This is a genomic window from Gordonia marina (assembly GCF_052036135.1).
GTDB lineage: Bacteria > Actinomycetota > Actinomycetes > Mycobacteriales > Mycobacteriaceae > Gordonia.
The window spans coordinates 1-17834 of the sequence record NZ_JBPSDN010000033.1; the positions used below are offsets into that span (position 1 = coordinate 1).

At 69.3% G+C, this 17834-nt stretch carries 19 protein-coding genes; 7 read left to right on the forward strand and 12 right to left on the reverse strand.

The window, feature by feature from the left end; all coding sequences use genetic code 11:
- Positions 1–240 precede the first annotated feature (240 nt).
- Together ACSEEN_RS17105 and ACSEEN_RS17110 are read left to right on the forward strand one after the other, a co-directional pair.
- On the forward strand, positions 241–636 hold the full coding sequence (locus ACSEEN_RS17105) for a hypothetical protein (protein WP_440713817.1): 396 nt from the start codon (positions 241–243) through the stop codon (positions 634–636).
- A gap of 3 nt (positions 637–639) precedes the next feature.
- Complete coding sequence (locus ACSEEN_RS17110; RefSeq protein WP_440713818.1) at positions 640–1311, forward strand: class F sortase; 672 nt, start codon at positions 640–642, stop codon at positions 1309–1311.
- A 217-nt stretch (positions 1312–1528) separates the two neighbouring features.
- Here the strand turns inward: ACSEEN_RS17110 and ACSEEN_RS17115 are convergent, their stop codons facing one another.
- Together ACSEEN_RS17115 and ACSEEN_RS17120 are read right to left on the reverse strand one after the other, a co-directional pair.
- Positions 1529–2479: an IS481 family transposase gene (locus ACSEEN_RS17115; RefSeq protein ID WP_440713819.1), complete on the reverse strand. Its 951-nt coding sequence runs from the start codon at positions 2477–2479 to the stop codon at positions 1529–1531.
- A 104-nt stretch (positions 2480–2583) separates the two neighbouring features.
- The gene (locus ACSEEN_RS17120) at positions 2584–2928 is read right to left on the reverse strand and encodes an RNA polymerase-binding protein RbpA (protein ID WP_247867758.1); all 345 of its coding nucleotides are present in this window, start codon (positions 2926–2928) and stop codon (positions 2584–2586) included.
- 171 nt (positions 2929–3099) lie between these two features.
- Here ACSEEN_RS17120 and ACSEEN_RS17125 point away from each other — a divergent pair, with 171 nt between their 5' ends.
- Genes ACSEEN_RS17125 through ACSEEN_RS17135 form a run of 3 tightly spaced genes read left to right on the forward strand, consistent with a single transcriptional unit; the run spans position 3100 to position 4539 of the window.
- On the forward strand, positions 3100–3381 hold the full coding sequence (locus ACSEEN_RS17125; protein ID WP_440713861.1) for a hypothetical protein: 282 nt from the start codon (positions 3100–3102) through the stop codon (positions 3379–3381).
- Positions 3382–3412: 31 nt separating this feature from the next.
- Positions 3413–4267 carry an adenylate/guanylate cyclase domain-containing protein gene (locus tag ACSEEN_RS17130; protein WP_440713820.1) on the forward strand — a complete coding sequence of 285 codons (855 nt, stop codon included), beginning with the start codon at positions 3413–3415 and terminating at the stop codon, positions 4265–4267.
- Positions 4264–4539: a hypothetical protein gene (locus tag ACSEEN_RS17135; protein WP_247867760.1), complete on the forward strand. Its 276-nt coding sequence runs from the start codon at positions 4264–4266 to the stop codon at positions 4537–4539. The genes ACSEEN_RS17130 and ACSEEN_RS17135 overlap by 4 nt, the downstream gene beginning before the upstream one ends.
- A 52-nt stretch (positions 4540–4591) precedes the next feature.
- On the opposite strand, the gene ACSEEN_RS17140 is transcribed toward ACSEEN_RS17135, so the two are convergent.
- The 9 genes from ACSEEN_RS17140 to ACSEEN_RS17180 form a co-directional block, all read right to left on the reverse strand.
- On the reverse strand, positions 4592–4834 hold the full coding sequence (locus ACSEEN_RS17140; protein ID WP_440713821.1) for a hypothetical protein: 243 nt from the start codon (positions 4832–4834) through the stop codon (positions 4592–4594).
- A 56-nt stretch (positions 4835–4890) separates the two neighbouring features.
- Positions 4891–5928, reverse strand: coding sequence for an LLM class F420-dependent oxidoreductase (locus ACSEEN_RS17145; RefSeq protein ID WP_440713822.1), 1038 nt, complete (start codon positions 5926–5928; stop codon positions 4891–4893).
- Positions 5929–5987: 59 nt separating this feature from the next.
- Complete coding sequence (locus tag ACSEEN_RS17150) at positions 5988–6407, reverse strand: type II toxin-antitoxin system VapC family toxin (protein ID WP_440713823.1); 420 nt, start codon at positions 6405–6407, stop codon at positions 5988–5990.
- On the reverse strand, positions 6404–6640 hold the full coding sequence (locus ACSEEN_RS17155; RefSeq protein ID WP_247867764.1) for a FitA-like ribbon-helix-helix domain-containing protein: 237 nt from the start codon (positions 6638–6640) through the stop codon (positions 6404–6406). The genes ACSEEN_RS17150 and ACSEEN_RS17155 overlap by 4 nt, the downstream gene beginning before the upstream one ends.
- Before the next feature lie 51 nt (positions 6641–6691).
- Positions 6692–7057 (reverse strand): hypothetical protein, encoded by a 366-nt coding sequence (locus tag ACSEEN_RS17160; RefSeq protein WP_440713824.1) that lies wholly within the window; start codon positions 7055–7057, stop codon positions 6692–6694.
- Positions 7054–8379 (reverse strand): PepSY-associated TM helix domain-containing protein, encoded by a 1326-nt coding sequence (locus ACSEEN_RS17165; protein WP_440713825.1) that lies wholly within the window; start codon positions 8377–8379, stop codon positions 7054–7056. The genes ACSEEN_RS17160 and ACSEEN_RS17165 overlap by 4 nt, the downstream gene beginning before the upstream one ends.
- Before the next feature lie 128 nt (positions 8380–8507).
- A complete protein-coding gene (gene katG / locus ACSEEN_RS17170) occupies positions 8508–10742 on the reverse strand; it encodes a catalase/peroxidase HPI (RefSeq protein WP_247867767.1) in 2235 nt (744 codons plus the stop codon).
- Positions 10743–10801: 59 nt separating this feature from the next.
- Entirely contained in the window at positions 10802–11272 is a 471-nt protein-coding gene (locus ACSEEN_RS17175; protein ID WP_247867768.1) for a Fur family transcriptional regulator, read from the reverse strand.
- Positions 11273–11285: 13 nt separating this feature from the next.
- Positions 11286–12311 carry a phosphotriesterase family protein gene (locus ACSEEN_RS17180; RefSeq protein ID WP_440713826.1) on the reverse strand — a complete coding sequence of 342 codons (1026 nt, stop codon included), beginning with the start codon at positions 12309–12311 and terminating at the stop codon, positions 11286–11288.
- A 114-nt stretch (positions 12312–12425) separates the two neighbouring features.
- Here ACSEEN_RS17180 and ACSEEN_RS17185 point away from each other — a divergent pair, with 114 nt between their 5' ends.
- Positions 12426–14246 (forward strand): serine/threonine-protein kinase, encoded by a 1821-nt coding sequence (locus tag ACSEEN_RS17185; protein WP_440713827.1) that lies wholly within the window; start codon positions 12426–12428, stop codon positions 14244–14246.
- Here ACSEEN_RS17185 and ACSEEN_RS17190 read toward each other — a convergent pair.
- Complete coding sequence (locus tag ACSEEN_RS17190; RefSeq protein WP_247867771.1) at positions 14219–15028, reverse strand: hypothetical protein; 810 nt, start codon at positions 15026–15028, stop codon at positions 14219–14221. The genes ACSEEN_RS17185 and ACSEEN_RS17190 overlap by 28 nt on opposite strands.
- A gap of 66 nt (positions 15029–15094) precedes the next feature.
- Here ACSEEN_RS17190 and ACSEEN_RS17195 point away from each other — a divergent pair, with 66 nt between their 5' ends.
- Entirely contained in the window at positions 15095–17509 is a 2415-nt protein-coding gene (locus ACSEEN_RS17195) for an ATP-binding cassette domain-containing protein (protein ID WP_440713828.1), read from the forward strand.
- Positions 17510–17834: the final 325 nt, after the last annotated feature.

Sequence of the window (17834 nt, forward strand, 5' to 3'; positions counted from 1 at the left end):
TCGGCGCCGTGCTCGCGCCACAGGCGCTCAGCACGGGCCTGGACGGCGGGATCGATCTTCTTGGGCATGATTGTCATCCTTCCTGATGGGACTCAGAAAGGAGCGGCATCAAACCTGGGGTGATTCATTCCGACGACGACCACCCCGGAGGTTCAGGATTGCGGCCTCAACGAGGTGTGGACCGGATCGGGGTGTGACTGCCTGTCCGGCTATGTGCGTAGTCCGCAGTCGGGCGTCTGTGTGGCACCGAGTTCGCTGTGCGGTGAGAACGAGCAGTGGAACGGCAGCGGGTGCGATTGCGTTGCGGGCACGGTCCGCTACGACGGCATCTGCGTCGACGAGGGAGCCGTCCCCGGCAACAGTGGAGGCGGTAGCCAGGGTGGCGGCAGCGGCAACCACGGCGGCGGTGCCGCCTATTCGGGTCCGGCTGGTGGCCGGATCGTGCTGGTCGACAACCATGATTCGTATGACCCCTGCAACGATCCGACGCGGATTCAGCCGCGCCCGCCGCTGATCGTCACCGCCGGTGACGGTTCGTCGGCCCGCGGCTGGACGAATATCGGCATGTTGCTGGTGGCGTTGGGTCTGGCCTCGCTGGGTGCGGTCGGTCTGCGTGCGTCGCGGCGGAAGTCCTGATCGATGACGACCGATCAGCTGAACGTGCAGCCGGGTCCGGGGCCTGAGTCGGGGCCTGGGCCGGAACCGAAGTCGAAGCCGCGGTTCCGGGCGCTGACGGCGGTGGCGGTATTGGCCGCGCTGTTGCTGGTCATCGGCGTGGTGCTGATCAGCTGCGGTTCCGGACGTGATCTGCCGACCAAGGCGGCGGACGCGGCCGGGTCGACGGAGTCCACGCGCGGTGTCAGTGCCGAGGCGCAGCCGCCGACGCACGTCAAGATCCGGGCGATCGGCGTGAACGCGCCGGTCGTTCCGGTCGACACCAAGCCCGGCGGCGTGCTCGATCCGCCGGAGAAGGTGTCGTTGGTGGGCTGGTGGCGGCCGGGTTCCAAGCCCGCCGAGGCCGGGTCGACGGTGCTGCTGGCGCATGTCGACAGCCGGGTCCAGGGCGAGGGTGCGTTCTTCAAGCTGCGGTCGACGCCGATCGGTGCGCCGATCGAGGTGACGACCAGCGAGGGCATCTTCAAGTACAAGGCGGTCTCGCGTCGGCAGTACGACAAGCACGAGTTGCCGCAGGATCTGTTCTCGATCAAGGGTCCGCCGCGGCTGGTGCTGATCACGTGCGGCGGCGATTTCGACGCGCAGGCGCGCAGCTACCTGCAGAACATCGTCGTGATCGCCGAGGCCGTCGACTGACACCGAGTCTTCGGCCGAACGACGACTGGCGGCTCCGGAATGATTCCGGAGCCGCCAGTCGTTTGTCGTCTAGAGTCCGAGGCTGAGCTGCCCCGGCGGTCGGCCCCGGGATGCGGTGGCTTCGACACACGCCTCGCCCTTGCGGGCTCGGCGTGGCTCAGCCGGCGGGCGGTGGCCGGGAGTCGGACCGGCTAGGTGTACCCGGCCATCAGGTTGGTCACAGGCGGCTGATCGGTGGTTTGCCTCCGAGTGCGCTGTGGCGGCGTTCATTGTTGTAGTACTTCAGCCAGGGCGCAAGCGCAGCAGCACGTTCGTCATTGGTGGTGAAGGCCTGGCGGTAGGCCCACTCGGTGGTCAGGGTGCGGTTGAGGCGCTCGACCTTGCCGTTCTGCCACGGACAGTGCGGTTTGATGAACTTCTGCGTGATGGCTTGGTCGGCACACACCGCTCGAAGTGACCACCGGTAGGCCCAGGCGTTATCGGTCATCAACCGTTCGATTCTGGTGATGCCGTGCTCGGCGAAGTAGGCGATCGCGCGTTCGAGGAACTCCGCGCAGGTCGCGCCCTTCTCGTCGGGCAGGATCTCTGAGTAGGCCAGCCGGGAGTGATCATCGATCAGCGAGTGGACGTAGTCGTAGCCGGCCTTGACCTTGCGATCGCGATGGCCGCCGGCGCGGCCGCGGGCCTTCCACCCGCCGCCGTCGGGGATCTTGCCGAGTTTCTTGACGTCCATGTGCACCAACTCACCAGGGTGTTCACGCTCGTACCGGGTCGCGGTCTGCTTCGGCGAGCGGATCTGCTTGCCGGTGATCGGATCGAGCTCACGCAGATAAGGCGCCCGGTGGCGGCGCAAGATCCGCGACACCGTCCGGGCCGGGACGCCGACCTTCGGTCCGAGCACATCAGGGCCGTCGCGATGCTTGGCACGCGCAGCGAGGACTTTCTGCTCGACCTCGTCGCTGGTCTTGGTGGGCATCGAGTGCGGACGTGAGGAACGGGTCGCCAGACCGGGATCGCCCTCGGCGGCGAAGCGATCGATCCAGGTCTTCACACACTTGCGGGAGACTCCCATCGCCGCGGCGATATGTGATTGAGGCCAGCCGGTCTGGTGACGTTCAACGATCAGCCGGCGACCGTGAACAGTGAGACGGGCACTACCGTGGGACATGAGAACCTCTGGGTTGGAGTGGGCCTTCGACAAGCCACATCCCACTCAGAGGTTCTCCTCGTTTCAAGCAGACACACCGCTACCAACGTCCTGGCCGGGTACAGCTAGGCGGTGCCGCCGCGGCGGCGCGTCTTCAGCAGATCCAGGCGCTCGGTGAGCAGGACCTCCAGCTCCTCCTCGGAGCGGCGCTCGAGCAGCATGTCCCAGTGCGTGCGCGGGGGCTTCACCTTCTTCTCCTCGGGCTCGGCGCCCTCGAGGATGGTGCCCTCCATACCGTTCTTGCACGGCCAGGTGCCGGGCACCTCGGCATCGTCGGCGAACGGAATGTCGAAGATCTCGCCGTTGTCGGTGCGGTACTGGACGATGCGGCGGGGTGCGAGGTCGTGATCGCGGTCGGTCTCGTAGCTCACCGCGCCCAGACGGCTTCCGCGGAGTACTCGATCAGCCATGTAGCCCCATTTCTCTCATGGTCAGGGTTTCTTTTTACTTCAGGTCAACAGAACCATCTTACGCGTCCGGAACGATCCGGGCAGGCGCGCGGTAGGGTCGCACCCGTGACCGAAACCGCCGAGCGATCCGGCCGCCGCCGTCCGTACGCGTGCGCGTGGTGCGGACGGGAGATGGTCGACTCCGCGACCGGACGACGCCGCAAGTACTGCAAGCGCTCGTGCCGGCAGCGCGCCTACGAACAGAGAACGCTCACCGAGGGCACGGCTATTCCCGGCGACGCGCTGATCCTCTCGCCCGACGAAGTCATCGCGCTCGGCGACCGGATGTTCGCGCTGCGCTGCGCCGCCGAAGACCTGGACACGGCGCTGCGCGAAGGCGAGGAGCCGGCCGTCGTCGCACAGATGTCCGCCGAGCTGGTGCGGCTGGCCCGGGAGGCCGAGCGTCTCCGGTGATCGCGCCGGGTCCTGAACTACAGTGAGTCGTGTGAACCCACCCGCGGACCGCGATGCGAATGTTCCCGGCGATGCCGTGGTCCCCGCCCGCGAGCCGGCCGCCACGCCGCTGCAGCGGGCCGGGGTGCTGCTGGCCCGGACCGACGCGAGTGCCCCGATGGTGCGGGCCGCGCAGTTCGCCCGGAAACTGGTGCCGCCCGAGCAGGTCGCGCGTGGACACTCGACGACGCTGGACCGGCTCGCGCGGGCGGTGGAGGACGTCAACGCCGACCGGCCGAGCGCGGTGCGCGAACTCGGCCTGGCGACGGTGGGCGTCTGGCAGGCGCTGAGCGGGCGGCGCGCGCCCGATCCCGCCGAGCCGACCGAGGTGACGATCCTGTTCACCGATCTGGTCGACTTCTCGCGGTGGGCACTGAACGCGGGCGACGATCAGGTCCTGCGGCTGATGCAAGAGGTGAACGACGTGTGCGAGCGCGTGGTCGTCGCGCACGGCGGTCAGGTGGTCAAGACGCTCGGCGACGGCATGATGGCGGTCTTCGCCGACGGCGCCGAGGCCATCGAGGCGGCCCACGAGGCCACCGGCGCGGTCAGTGCGATCCAGGTCGAGTCGTACCGGCCCGCGCTGCGCGCCGGGGTGCACACCGGTACGCCGCGGGCCGTCGGCGACGATTTCCTCGGTGTCGACGTCAACATCGCGGCCCGGGTCTGCGCCGCGGCCGGCGCCGGCGAGGTGTACGCCAGCGGGCCGACGCTGGAACTCGCCGGTGTCGAGAACTACGCGGTCAAGCGCCGGCGGTTCAAGGCGAAGGGCGTCCCGAAAGACCTGAAGGTGTATCGCGTGATCCCGCGATATGACACTGATCACACCGGGCTCGCCGGGACGTGAACGGCGGGTTCGGCGACGACGAGCTCGAGGCCTTCTACGCCGAGATCGAGCGCGCGACGGCCGCCCGCCACGCCCCGCGCCGCAAGCGGGAACGCCCGGTGAACTACGAGCCGCCGATCTGTCCGACCCCGGAGAAGATCGCCTATCCTTCGCTGGCCGCCGTCACCGGCGCGATCCTGGCGCTCTCCGCGGGTGCACGCCGCCCACCGACGCTGAGTTGCTACGAATGCTCGTGCGGTGCGTGGCATCTGACCAGGTCACGGCGCCGCTAGATGCACGAGAGCCCCGGCCGGCGGCCGGGGCTCTCGCTACATGTGGGGCGTATCAGGAACGGCGTCCCGCGCTGCCGAGAACGGCGACGGGCGTGTGCGCGACCTGCATGTTCAGCCGGTCGGCGGCGCTCATGTGCATACGCTGATTCAGGCGGCGCGTGATGCCACGCACCCTCGACGACAGATCGGGACTGGTGCGATTGCGCATATCGTCCTCCTCCTTTGATCGTTTACTGTCCTCCCTTTTGTAACCATCCAGCAAGGTCAAGTCAAGCTGCGTTGCCCGCGTGTTCACTTTTCGTTCACCTTGGCGGGCGCAGGTTCACTCGGTCGCGACCCCGGCCGCCCGGATCATTCGGCGACGAGCGCGGCCAGGCGTTCCACCTCCGCGATCGAGCCGGGGGAGACCAGCATGGTGGTCACGCCGGCGGCCTCCCAGCGGGCGATCTGCGCACGAACGTGCGCTTCGTCGCCGACGATCGCCGAATCGTCGACCACCTCGTCGGGGATGATCGCAGCGGCCTCGTCCTTGCGGCCGGCGCGGAACAGGGCCGTCACCTCGTCGACCACCTCGGCGTAGCCCATGCGCCGGTAGACCTCGGCGTGGAAGTTGGTGTCCTCGCTGCCCATGCCGCCCATGTAGAGCGCCAGGAAGGGTTTGATCCCGGCGTAGGCGGCGGCCGTGTCGTCGGTGAGGACGATCTGGGCGGTCGCGCAGATCTCGAAGGTCTCCCGGGTCTGGCGGGCGCCGGCCCGGGCGAAGCCCTCGTCGAGCCATTCGTTGTAGGTGTCGGCCATCCGCGGGGTGTAGAAGAGCGGCAGCCAGCCGTCGGCGATCTCCGCGGCCAGGGCGATGTTCTTGGGTCCCTCGGCGCCGAGGTAGACCGGGATGTCGGCGCGCAGCGGGTGCACGATCGGCTTGAGCGGCTTGCCCAGGCCGGTCGCCTTCTCGCCGCGGTAGGGAAGCGGGTAGTGGTCGCCGTCGGACGTGACCGGCGCCTGCCGCGCCCAGACCTGGCGCATGATGTCGATGTACTCGCGGGTGCGGGCGAGCGGCCGTGCGAACGACTGGCCGTACCAGCCCTCCACCACCTGCGGGCCGGAGACGCCGAGACCGACGATGTGCCGCCCGCCGGACAGGTGGTCGAGGGTCAGCGCCGCCATCGCGCACGCGGTGGGGGTGCGGGCCGACATCTGCAACACCGATGTGCCGAGCCGGAGACGCTGCGTCCGGCTGCCCCACCACGCGAGCGGCGTGTAGGCGTCCGAGCCCCAGGCTTCGGCGGTGAAGATCGCGTCGAAGCCGGCCGTTTCCGCGGCGTCGACCAGTTCGGCGTGATTGTGCGGGGGCTGCGCACCCCAGTACCCAAGTTGCAGACCGAGTTTCATGGATCTCAATCTACAAAGCCGCCGGGCCGGCCGGGACCGCTGTCCGATATCGACCGAGTTCAGACGGTCCAGGGATTGATGAGGTCGATACCGATGTTCTGAAAATCCTTGATGTTCCGGGTGGCGAGAGTGGCGTCTTCCGCCGCGCAGATCGCCGCTATCTGGGCGTCCGGGGCGCCGATCGGAAGGCCGAGTCGTTCGCGTTCGGTGACGATCTCGGCGTAGTGGACCGCGGCGACGGCGTCGAACGGAAGGATCCGTCCGGCGAGATCTTCGTCGAGCACTGCCGTGATCGCGGCGGCGAGGGCCGTCCGCCGGCGGCCCGCGGGTAGCCGGGCGGCACCGTAGAGCAGCTCGGCCGAGGTCACCGCGGTGGTCGCGGTATCCGCGGCGTCTTGATCGTCGAGCCATTCGAGGACGTGCCGATCTGGTTCCGGGCGGAACAACTCCGACAAGACGTTCGTGTCGAGGACGATCATTCGAGGTCTGCCGCCCGCGGCGCGTCGGTGGCTCGGGAGGTCTCGAAGTCGCCGAGTTCGGCGAATCGTGCATGGATCCGGCTGCCCAGGCCGGAGCGCTTCGGTGAGCGAGTCAGGTCGTCCTCGAGGATGGCGCGCACTTCCGCTTCCATGGAGCGGCCGTGCTGTGCGGCTCGTACACGCAGCTTGGCATGCAGGTCGTCATCGAAACCCCGGATGGTGAGTGTGGCCATGATCTCTCCTCGTGACGCCGTGCAGTCGATGACTGCAATGCTAGCAGTCGGTCAGGTGCGGGTGAAGAGCCAGACCTGTTCGGCCCGCCAGCAGGTGAAGGCGGCGAGGAGCAGGACGGCGAACCGGGCGACGTCGGCGAGACGCCCGCCGGCGCGCGCCGAGGCCGGGACCCCGACGGCGACCAGGGCCGCCGCGGTCAGCGCGTAGCCGGTGAAGACCTCCGGGCGCGCCGGCTCGGCGGTGTGCCGCACCCAGGCGAAGAAGCCGGTGGCCAGCCACGACAGCGCGGCCACGATGATCAGCGCCGTCGCCGTATCCGGCCAGCGCGGCGGTTCCCGGCGCAGGGCGCGGATGAGCGACCACACCGCGCAGGCGAGGATCACGCCGCAGACCAGGGCGCCGGCCGTCCGGTTCACTGCGCGTGGCGCTGGGCGGCCGCGCGGTTGCGGCGGCGTTTGGTCGCGGTGCGGAACTGCCAGGTGCTGAGCCCGGTGATCATCAGCGCGAGCGGGGTCAGACCGAAGAGGAACCAGAGGGCCCGCCACCAGCCGTTGACGGACTGCCCGTAGTGCAGGGTCGGCTGCGCCCACTGGTCGATGATCGTGTTGGACACGGTCTTCGGCGGCCCGGAGAACACTTTGACGATCGTCGGATCGTGCGCGTCGACGCCGATGCTCCGGTTTCCGTGGTAGGTCGCGCTGCCGCGCCAGAGGTCGGTGTCGCCGTCCAGGACGTCGACCGAATAGTATTCCGATCCCTCGGACGGCAGGCCGATCCAGGTGATCCGGGCCCCCGGGTACCGCGCCTGCGCCACGCCGATCGCGTCGTCGAGGGTGATCGCGGGCCCGGTGCCGTCTCCGTCCATCGAGTACTGGTCGTCACCCGGATCGACGCCGCCGGTCGCCGAGTACCACAGGTGCGACAGCGTCGGGATCTCGAAGTTCATCCCGGTCAGGCCCCAGATCAACAGCGGGACGGCGGCGACGATGCCGATGACGTTGTGCAGGTCGTAGTCGCGGGCGAACCGGCCCTTGCCGAGGCGGACGCGAAAGCCGTGGCGCCACTTCGCCAGCCCCGGGAACCAGATGACGACGCCGGAGACGGCCAGGAAGACCAGCAGCGCACCGGTCAGCGCCAGGATCACCGCGCCCCAGGTCATTCCCGCGAACGCGGTGGTGCCGGCGACCGGTGACGGCCTGTTGAGCCAGGCCGCGTAGCCCGTGTAGCCCTCGCAGGTGAGCCCGCAGTCGTGCAGATTGGTGAGGAAGCCCATCGGCCCGTGCTGGAGGTTCGCCCGGCCGTTGACCCGCCCGGTGCCGGCGTCGACGAAGTAGGCGCCACCGGAGGAGTCCGACGAGTTCAGGATGTAGACGCCGCCCTTCTCGCTGACATACGCGGGGGCGAAGCCGGGGTCGGCGCGGTGAACGGCGTCGATCGCCTGCTGAAAGGTGACCGGGTTCGGCGAGTCGGTGGCGTGGAACTGCTCGGCATGCGTGGCGCGGTCGATCTCCGGCTCGTACACGACCAGGGCACCCGAGGTGCAGATCACGACGAGCACCAGCCCCAGGACGAGCGACAGCCAGCGGTGCGCGAGGATGAGCGCCCGCCGCACCGGCTTACGTGCCGGGGACTTGCGCGTTCGTCTCTTCGGTGCGGACGCCGGCCGTGTACGTGCGGCCGGGGCGTCGTCCCCGGCGGGCTGTTCACCGGCCTCGGCGACGTCCGAATCGAGAGTCATGGCGAGAAATTAGCATTGGCTACCCTATGTAACAACTGCTGCAAAACCGAGAATCGCGGCGTCGGCAGACGACGGGGCCCGGCTCCGCGGTGTGCGGACCCGGGCCCGTCATCGGGGGTTTCGCCAGGTCAGCGACGCAGCTCGAAGCGGTCGTTGTCCATCACCTTGGCCCAGGCGGCGGCGAAGTCGTCGACGAACTTGCGGCCCGAATCGCTCTGGCCGTAGACCTCGGCCAGGGCCCGCAACTGCGCGTTGGAGCCGAAGGCCAGATCCACACGGCTGGCCGTCCACTTCTTCTCGCCCGAGGCGCGGTCGGAGCCGACGTAGGTGCCGTCGTCCGTGGGCTTCCACTCGATCTCCATGTCCAGGAGATTGGTGAAGAAGTCCTGCGACAGGACGCCCGGCCGGTCGGTGAACACGCCCAGCTCGGAGTCGCCGTGGTTGGCGCCGAGCACGCGCAGGCCGCCGATCAGCGCGGTCATCTGCGGGGCGTTCAGGCCGAGCAGCTGAGCACGGTCGACCAGCAGGTACTCCGCCGGGACGACGGCGTCGTCGGACACCCAGTTGCGGAAGCCGTCCCAGCGGGGCTCCATGGCGTGGAACGACTCGACGTCGGTCTGCTCCTGGGTGGCGTCGGTGCGGCCCGGGGTGAACGGCACGGTCAGGTCGTAGCCGCCGGCGCGGGCCGCTTCCTCGATCGCGGCGTTGCCGGCCAGGACCACGACGTCGGCGAAGGAGACCTTCTTGTCGCCGTGGCGCAGGTGGCCGATCAGGCCCTCGGTCGACGAGTTGAACTTGTCGGTGATGCCTTCCAGCACCTCGAGGGTGTGCGCCAGTTCTTCGGGCTCGTTGACCGTCCAGTTGCGCTGCGGCTCCAGCCGGACGCGGCCGCCGTTGGCGCCGCCGCGCTTGTCGCTGTTGCGGTACGACGCCGCCGAGGCCCACGCGGCCTTGATCAGCTGGGCGGGAGTGAGCCCGGAGTCCAGGATGGCCTTCTTGAGGGCCTTGGCATCGCCGTCGTCGATCAGGTCGAAGTCGACCGGCGGCACCGGGTCCTGCCAGATCAGCGTCTCGTCCGGGACCAGGGCGCCGCGGTAGCGGGAGACCGGGCCCATGTCGCGGTGGGTGAGCTTGAACCAGGCGCGGGCGTAGGCGTCCTCGAAGTCGCGCGGATTCTCCAGGAAGTGGCGGGAGATCGGCTCGTAGATCGGGTCGAAGCGCAGCGCCAGGTCGGTGGTCAGCATCATCGGCTGATGCTTCTTGGCGGGGTCACCGGCGTCGGGCACGCTGGTCGCACCGGCGTTGTCCTTGGGATGCCACTGCTGGGCGCCGGCCGGGCTCTTGCCGAGCTCCCACTCGTAACCGAAGAGCGTCCAGAAGAAGTTGTTGTCCCACGTGGTCGGGGTGCTGTTCCAGGCGCCCTCCAGCCCCGAGGTGACGGCGTCGGTGCCGACTCCGGTGCGGGTCGGGTTCTTCCAGCCCAGGCCCATGTTCTCCAGCGGCGCGCCCTCGGGCTCGGGGCCGAGGACCTCGGCGTCGCCGTTGCCGTGGGTCTTGCCGAAGGTGTGTCCGCCGGCGATCAGGGCGACGGTCTCCTCGTCGTTCATCGCCATCCGGCCGAAGGTCTCGCGGATGTCGATCGCGGCCTTCAGCGGGTCGGGGTTCCCGTTGGGGCCCTCCGGGTTGACGTAGATCAGGCCCATCTGCACCGCGGCGAGCGGGTTGTCGAGGTCGCGGTCCCCGGTGTAGCGCTCATCGTCGAGCCAGGTGGTCTCCGGGCCCCAGTAGACCTCCTCGGGCTCCCACTTCTCGGTGCGGCCACCGGCGAAGCCGAAGACCTTCAGGCCCATCGACTCCATGGCGAAGGTGCCGGCGAAGATGATGAGGTCGCCCCAGGACAGCTTGGCGCCGTACTTCTGCTTCAGCGGCCACAGCAGGCGGCGGGCCTTGTCCAGGCTGGCGTTGTCCGGCCAGCTGTTGAGCGGGGCGAAGCGCTGCATGCCGTGTCCGGCGCCGCCGCGGCCGTCGGCGATCCGGTAGGTGCCGGCGGCGTGCCAGGCCATGCGCACGAAGAACGGGCCGTAGTTGCCGTAGTCGGCCGGCCACCACGACTTCGAGTCGCGCATCAGAGCGACCAGATCGGCCTTGAGCTCGTCGAGGTCGATGGTCTCGAAGGCGGCGCCGTAGTCGAAGTCACTCGGATACGGGTCGCCCTCGGCCGGGTTCTCGGCGAGGAGTTTGAGGTTGAGCTGATTGGGCCACCAGTCACGGTTGCCGCCGCCCTCCGTCGGCGGCTTGAGCTGGTGAATCGGGCATCCGGCCTTGCTGTCATCGACTTCGGCGAGGGGCTGTTCGTCGGACACGGGGTTTCCTTTCGATGGACCGAGGATTCGGTTGTCTGCGGTGGATCGGGCTGGACGGGTCAGGGGGTCTGTGGGAGTTCGGCGGGGGTGGACGAGCGCCGGGCGCAGTCGGGGCAGAGGCCCCAATAGACCACCTCGGCCTCGTCGATGAGGTAGCCGTGCGTCTGCGCGGCCTCCAGGCACGGTGCGTCGCCGACCGCGCAGTCGACGTCGCGGACGTCACCGCAGTCGCGGCACACCAGATGGTGATGGTTGTCGCCGATGCGGGTCTCGTAGCGCGCCACATGCCCGGTGGGCTGGATACGGCGGAGCAGGCCGGCGTCGGTCAGGGCGCGCAGCACGTCGTACACGGCCTGCCGGGACACCTCGGGCAATTGCTCGCGGACCTCACCGAGGATCGCCTCGGTGACGGCGTGCGGGTGAGCGTCGACGGCTTGCAGCACCGCGAGCCGGGGCCGGGTCACCCGCAGGCCGGCCTGGCGGATCGACGCGGTGAGCGCCGTCGTCGTGGCGGGGCGGTGATCGGTCATGACCCCATGCTGCCTAGTTTTCTGTACTAAGTCCAGAAATCAGCGAAATCGGGGCCGGAAGTCCCGGATCCGGATCCCCGGCGAGGAATCGGCGCGGCACGTCGACCAGCATGGTGTCGATGGTCGACGGCGCGATGCCCTCACCGATGAGGGTGGGGATCACCCGCTCGCTGATCTGCCGGTAGTTCCAGTTCGGCGTCACCTTCGGCTGTTTGGCGGGGTCGAACCAGTCGCTGAAACAGAATGCGCTCTGCGACAGCGCGATCCGGTCGGCGTAGCCCTCGCCGACCAGCGCCAGCAGCGTCGCCATCCGGACCTCGTGGGGTAGCAGCACGTCGACGCCGAAGCGGTCGAGGCCGATGATCGAGCCGGCCGATGCGAGCCTGCGGAGATACTCGAGGTCGCCGGTGTCGCCGGAATGCGCGAGCATCACGCGGCGCAGATCGACGCCCTCCTCGCCGAGGACACGCTGGGCGATGAGCCCGGACCGGGTGTGCGGATTGGTGTGCACGACCACCGGTGCGCCGGTGGCGACGCTGGCCTGGCCCACCGCCCGCATGATCCGCTCGACGCCGGGGGTGAGGCCCTCGGCCTCGATGACGCACACCAGGAAGGCGGCCTTGGCGCCGCCGCTGTGCGGGATGCCCTCGGTCAGATCCCGCACGAAGGCCTCGACCAGCGGCTCGGCGGCGTCGAAGCCGAGCCCCGGACCGGTGTAGTGCAGCTGCAACGGCAGGTCGTTGTAGGTGAACAGGCCGGTGGCGACCGGGATGTTCAGTTCCACCTGCTCGGCGACCCGCCGGACCCGCGCCACATTGCGGCCCATCCCGGCGACCGACGCGTCCAGGAGGCTGTCGATCCCGAGCGCCTTGAGTTCGCCGAGGACGGAGATCGCGTTCGCGACCTCCGCGTCTTCGTCCCACTCGGGAAGAAAGTTCAGCCGGTAGTCCTCGTTCACGACGAAGACGTGTTCGTGAGCGAGAGTCCGTCCGAGTTCCTCCGCGTCGATCGGTCCCGTCACCGTATTGATGGTCTGCATGGCGCCCTTCGCTCGCCCCGTGGGTTCAAACACTAGGGGTCGGCGGCCCGGCCGCGGAGCCGAATCGGCCACTCGCGCACATCGGATCGGCGGCCGGGCCGATAGTGTGGGCCCATGCTTCGTACCGGACAGGACTTTGCTGGGTTGCGCGTCGTGGGATCGCTCGGGGTATCCGAGGCCGGTGAGAGCTACCTCGTCAAGGCGGCGCAGGCCGCCGCGGAAGACAGCCTGCTGCTGCTTCCCGAGTCGCGGGGCGCCGATCCCGCCTACCGCCGCGCGTTCTTCGATACCGCGGAGAAGGCGGCCTCACTCGGCCATCCGTCGGTGGTGGCGATCCGCGGATACGGCGACGAGCAGGGCCGCCTCTGGGTCGCCTCGGAATACCTGGCCGCCCCGACCGCCGCGGCGCTCGTCCGCCAGTCCGGGGCGTTCGCCCCGGCCGACGCGGCGGCCGTGGTCGTCGCCGTCGCCGGTGCGCTCGAGCAGGCGCGGGCCCGCGGGCTCGTGGTCAGCACGCTCGATCCCGCCCAGGTCTTCGTCGTCGACGGGGGTGGAGCGGGACGGCGCTACGCGATCGGCGGGCTGGCGTTGCCGCCGTCCGGTCACGTGCCCGGTCTCGCTGAACGGGCCGATCAGGGCGCCCTCGCGGACTTCGCGGCGTTCCTGCTGATCGGCGGGGAGCCGATCGGGGCGCGCGTCACCACCATGCGGCCCGAGATCCCGGCGGCCGTCGACGATGTGCTGGCGCGGGCCGGGCGGCCGGCCGCCGAACGGTACGACTCGCCCGTCGACTTCGCCCGCGCGCTGCACGTGGCGCTGACCGGCACCGAACCGGCCCCGGAGGCGTTCGCGCCCGCGCCGCCCGCCAACGACGTGCCCACCGTCGGTTCCGGCGGGATCACGGTGCCGTCGCTGACCGTGCCGTCGGCACCCGCCGCGAACCCCTACGCGTCGAACCCGTACGCCTCGAATCCGCAGGCGTCGAATCCCCACACCTCGAACCCGCAGGCGTCGAACCCCTACGGCGCGATCCCGCCCCAGGGGCCGCCGCAGACCGCGCCGTACACGCAGCAGGGACCGGCCGGCTATCCGGCCGCCGGCGGTGGCGGCTATCCGCCGGTGTACGGCGTCACCGGCGCCCCGTACGGCGGCGGGCTTCCGCCCGCCGGAAAGAAGAAGGGCGTCATCGGGGGACTCGGCGCCGGTGCGCTCGCCGCGATCCTGGGCGGCGTCGCGCTGATCGTGGTGATCGCGGTGGTGCTGGTGGTGGCGCTGGGCGGCAAGGGCGGGGGTCACGACACCGCCTCGTCGAGCGCCCCGGTCATCACCTCGTCGCCGGAGCTCAGCACCCCGCCGAGCACCACGGCCGATCCGGTGGTCGTGAACGGTGTGCCGACGCAGTGCGCCCTCGGGACGCCGACCACCCGGTCGACGACCGAAGCGAATCTCGAAACGGGCCCGATCCGGATTCCGGCGGCGGCACTGCCGGCCGGCTGGTCGCCCGATCCGGGAAGCGTGCTGCCCTTCTTCACCGATGCCCAGGGCATCGTGGTGTCCCGGCCGGTGGGGCAGCAGTGGCAGGCTCAGCTGACCGTCGGCACCCTGCCGGACGACTTCACCGGCGACCTCGGCGACATCGCCAAGAAGTTCGCCGGCTGCCTACTGGACACGCCCGGCTACTCCAACACCAACGCCCGGACGCCGATCATCAACGACACCCGCGACGGATCCATCGAGAACAGCTCCGCGAAGACCGTGACGCTCGTCGGTTCGGTACCGGTGACGCGCGGCCCGATCACCTCCGACGACTTCACGGTGCTGATCGCCGGTACCAGTCCGCGCACCATCGTCTTCGGCGTGGCCGCCAACGTCGACGCGCAGAGCAAGGGCGAGATCGACCACGCGATTCACGAGGCGCTGTTCCGGGCGAGCTGATCGCGCCAGGTCATCACGGTCTGCGTCACCACCACGGCGCCGACGACGATCCACGAGTACACGAACAGCCAGCCGATCACCACGAAGACCACGCCGAGCGTGCTGAATCGGGTCTCGGCGTTCGCCAGGATGCGGGAGAACCCGATCTGGGTGGCCAGGAAGTAGAGCGACACGGCGACGCCGATCGCACCACCGGTCGCCAGGACCGCCTGGCCCGGGATCCGGCCGGCGGTGAGCAGGCGGGTGATCGCCGCCCACACCGGCGCCCACAGCAGTGCGCTGAGGATCGTCTCGAACACCATCGCCGAGCTGTACGGCCAGCTGCGCACCAGGAAGACCTCGACGGTGATGCCGGCGACGATGGCGCCGATCACCAGCGGCCACCGCCACCAGCCCGCGATGCCGAGCTTCGGGATGCCCCACGCCTCGGCGTACATCCGGTCGAGGGCGCGGGAGAACGACGTGGCGCCGATGATCGTCATCAATGCGCCGAGGACACCGAACGACGCGGTGGCCGGGCCCGCGGTCAGCGGCTGGTTCGGGTCGAGCTCGAGCCACTGGATGGTGATGCGGTCCATCGCGTGCTCGATCGGGCCGGACACCGGGATGGAGGTCATCACGATCATCACCGGCAGGATCGAGGTGAACGCCTGCCCGGCCAGCGTCATCGCCCGGTCGGTGATGTTGGCGCGGCCCAGATTCGCGGCGATCGCGAAGAGGAGCGTCCCCTGCAGGCCGGTGACGACGGAGGCGACGCGTTCGCGCGCATGCGTCGTCTTCACGAGGTGCGCCGGAGCTTGTTCACGCGGTCCAGTATCGCGCCTGTGCGATAGGGAACAATGACTGCCATGCCCTCTGCCGTGTCGCCCCGCCGCATCGACGATTCCGCCCCAGCCGCACCGGCCGACAGTCACGACCTGATCCGGGTGCGCGGCGCGCGCGTCAACAACCTGAAGGACGTCGACGTCGACCTGCCCAAGCGGCGGCTCACCGTGTTCACCGGGCTGTCCGGCTCGGGGAAGAGTTCGCTGGTGTTCGGCACCGTCGCCGCGGAGAGCCAGCGCCTGATCAACGAGACCTACAGCACCTTCGTCCAGGGGTTCATGCCGACACTGGCCCGCCCCGACGTCGACGTGCTCGACGGCATCACCACCGCGATCATCGTCGACCAGGAACGGATCGGCGGAAATCCGCGCTCGACGGTCGGCACCATCACCGACGCCAACGCGATGCTGCGGATCCTGTTCAGCCGGCTGGGCACGCCGCACGTCGGGCCGTCGACCGCGTTCTCGTTCAACGTGCCGACGGTCAGCGGCGGCGGCGCGATCAAGGTGGCGGGCAAGAAGGCGGTGAAGAAGACCTTCGAGAGTCTCGGCGGCATGTGCCCGCGCTGCGAGGGGATGGGGACCGTCGCCGACATCGATCTCTCCGAGATCTACGACGAGAACCTGTCGTTCTCCGGCGGCGCGATCAAGGTGCCCGGCATCACCCCGGACGGCTGGTACGGTCGCGTGTACGGCGGCAGCGGTTTCTTCGATCCGGACAAGCCGATCAAGGACTTCACCGCGAAGGAACGGGACGCGCTCCTGCACAAGGAGGCGACGCGGATCAAGGTCGACGGCATCAACATCACCTACGAGGGCATCCTGCCGCGCATCCAGAAGTCGATGCTGAGCAAGGACATCGACGCGGTGCAGCCGCACATCCGGGCGTTCATCGAGCGTGCCGTGACGCAGACCGTCTGCCCGGAGTGCGACGGCACCCGCCTGGCCGAACACGCCCGCACCAGCCTGGTGGCCGGCATCAGCATCGCCGACGCCTGCCGGATGCCGATCGTCGACCTGCGCGACTGGGTCGCCGGGCTCGACGACGCCCGGGTGGCGCCGCTGCTGGAGAATCTGCGTGCCACCCTCGACTCGTTCGTCGAGATCGGGCTCGGCTATCTCACGCTGGAGCGGCCGACCGGCACCCTGTCCGGCGGCGAAGGCCAGCGCGTCAAGATGATCCGGCATCTCGGATCGGCGCTCACCGACGTCACCTACGTGTTCGACGAGCCCACCGTCGGCCTGCACCCGCACGACATCTCGCGGATGAACGACCTGCTGCGCCGGCTCCGCGACAAGGGCAACACCGTGCTCGTCGTCGAGCACAAGCCCGAGGTGATCGCGATCGCCGACCACGTGGTCGATCTGGGACCGCGGGCCGGATCGGGCGGCGGCGAGGTCTGCTACGAGGGTGACTTCGCGGGGCTCGCGGCGTCCGGCACGCTCACCGGACAGCATCTCCACGACCGCGCCGCGCTGAAGGATGCGGTGCGTGCGCCGTCGGGGACCCTTCAGATCCGCGGCGCGTCGTCGCACAACCTGCACGACGTGGACGTCGACCTCCCGCTCGGGGTGCTGGTGGCGATCACCGGGGTGGCCGGGTCCGGGAAGAGTTCACTGATCCACGGCTCGGTGTCGCCGCGGGACGAGGTGATCGCGATCGACCAGACCGCGATCCGCGGCTCCCGCCGCAGCAACCCGGCCACCTACACCGGGCTGCTCGACCCGATCCGCAAGGCGTTCGCGAAGGCGAACGGGGTGAAACCGGCCCTGTTCAGCGCGAACTCGGAGGGCGCCTGCCCGGTGTGCAGCGGCAACGGCGTGATCTACACCGACCTGGTGACGATGGCCGGGGTGGCCTCACCGTGCGAGGAATGCGAGGGCAAGCGGTTCCGGCCGGAGGTCCTCGAATACCTGCTGGGCGACGGCGAGTCGCCGGGCGGCCCGCGCAACATCGCCGAGGTGCTCGCGATGCCGGTCGACGAGGCGCGGGACTTCTTCGCCGCGGGTGGGGCGCGTACTCCGGCGGCGTCGAAGATCCTGGAACGGCTGCTCGACGTCGGCCTCGGCTATCTGACGCTCGGCCAGCCGCTGACCACGTTGTCCGGCGGCGAACGGCAGCGCATCAAACTGGCGACCGCGATGGCCGACAAGGCCGAGGTCTACGTACTCGACGAGCCGACCACCGGTCTGCACCTGGCCGACGTCGACCAGCTGCTGCGCATGCTCGACCGCCTGGTCGACTCCGGCAAGTCGGTGATCGTGATCGAGCATCACCAGGCCGTGATGGCGCACGCGGACTGGATCGTCGACCTGGGCCCCGGCGCCGGTGTCGAGGGCGGGCGTGTCGTGTTCACCGGGACGCCGGCGGATCTGGTCGCCGATAGTTCGACGCTGACCGGCCGGCATCTGGCGGAGTACGTGTCGTCGGCGGGCTGACCGAACCCCCTGCTAGAGGGGCGTTTCGACACGGTTCGTCACTTCGTTCCTCACCGGCTCAACGGGCTGATAGAGGGGCGTTTCGACACGGTTCGTCACTTCGTTCCTCGCCGGCTCAACGGGCTGATGGCGGTCGTTTCGGCACGGTTCGGCTCACCGGTTCGACGGGCTGATGGCGGTCGTTTCGACATGGTTCGGCTCACCGGTTCGACGGGCTGATGGCGGTCGTTTCGGCATGGTTCGTCACTTCGTTCCTCACCGGCTCGACGGGCTAGCGGAGACCCGGTGAGTAGCCCATTGAGCCGTGACGAGGCGCTAGCCGAGG

What these genes read in the sequence shown, in the direction of transcription:
- ACSEEN_RS17185 (WP_440713827.1), top strand. Translation starts at nt 12,426, where the DNA reads ATGCTTCGTACCGGACAGGACTTTGCTGGGTTGCGCGTCGTGGGATCG.
- ACSEEN_RS17110 (WP_440713818.1), top strand. Translation starts at nt 640, where the DNA reads ATGACGACCGATCAGCTGAACGTGCAGCCGGGTCCGGGGCCTGAGTCG.
- ACSEEN_RS17165 (WP_440713825.1), bottom strand. Translation starts at nt 8,379, where the DNA reads ATGACTCTCGATTCGGACGTCGCCGAGGCCGGTGAACAGCCCGCCGGG.
- ACSEEN_RS17195 (WP_440713828.1), top strand. Translation starts at nt 15,095, where the DNA reads ATGCCCTCTGCCGTGTCGCCCCGCCGCATCGACGATTCCGCCCCAGCC.
- ACSEEN_RS17145 (WP_440713822.1), bottom strand. Translation starts at nt 5,928, where the DNA reads ATGAAACTCGGTCTGCAACTTGGGTACTGGGGTGCGCAGCCCCCGCAC.
- ACSEEN_RS17125 (WP_440713861.1), top strand. Translation starts at nt 3,100, where the DNA reads ATGGTCGACTCCGCGACCGGACGACGCCGCAAGTACTGCAAGCGCTCG.
- ACSEEN_RS17120 (WP_247867758.1), bottom strand. Translation starts at nt 2,928, where the DNA reads ATGGCTGATCGAGTACTCCGCGGAAGCCGTCTGGGCGCGGTGAGCTAC.
- ACSEEN_RS17115 (WP_440713819.1), bottom strand. Translation starts at nt 2,479, where the DNA reads ATGTCCCACGGTAGTGCCCGTCTCACTGTTCACGGTCGCCGGCTGATC.
- ACSEEN_RS17180 (WP_440713826.1), bottom strand. Translation starts at nt 12,311, where the DNA reads ATGCAGACCATCAATACGGTGACGGGACCGATCGACGCGGAGGAACTC.
- ACSEEN_RS17175 (WP_247867768.1), bottom strand. Translation starts at nt 11,272, where the DNA reads ATGACCGATCACCGCCCCGCCACGACGACGGCGCTCACCGCGTCGATC.
- ACSEEN_RS17155 (WP_247867764.1), bottom strand. Translation starts at nt 6,640, where the DNA reads ATGGCCACACTCACCATCCGGGGTTTCGATGACGACCTGCATGCCAAG.
- ACSEEN_RS17150 (WP_440713823.1), bottom strand. Translation starts at nt 6,407, where the DNA reads ATGATCGTCCTCGACACGAACGTCTTGTCGGAGTTGTTCCGCCCGGAA.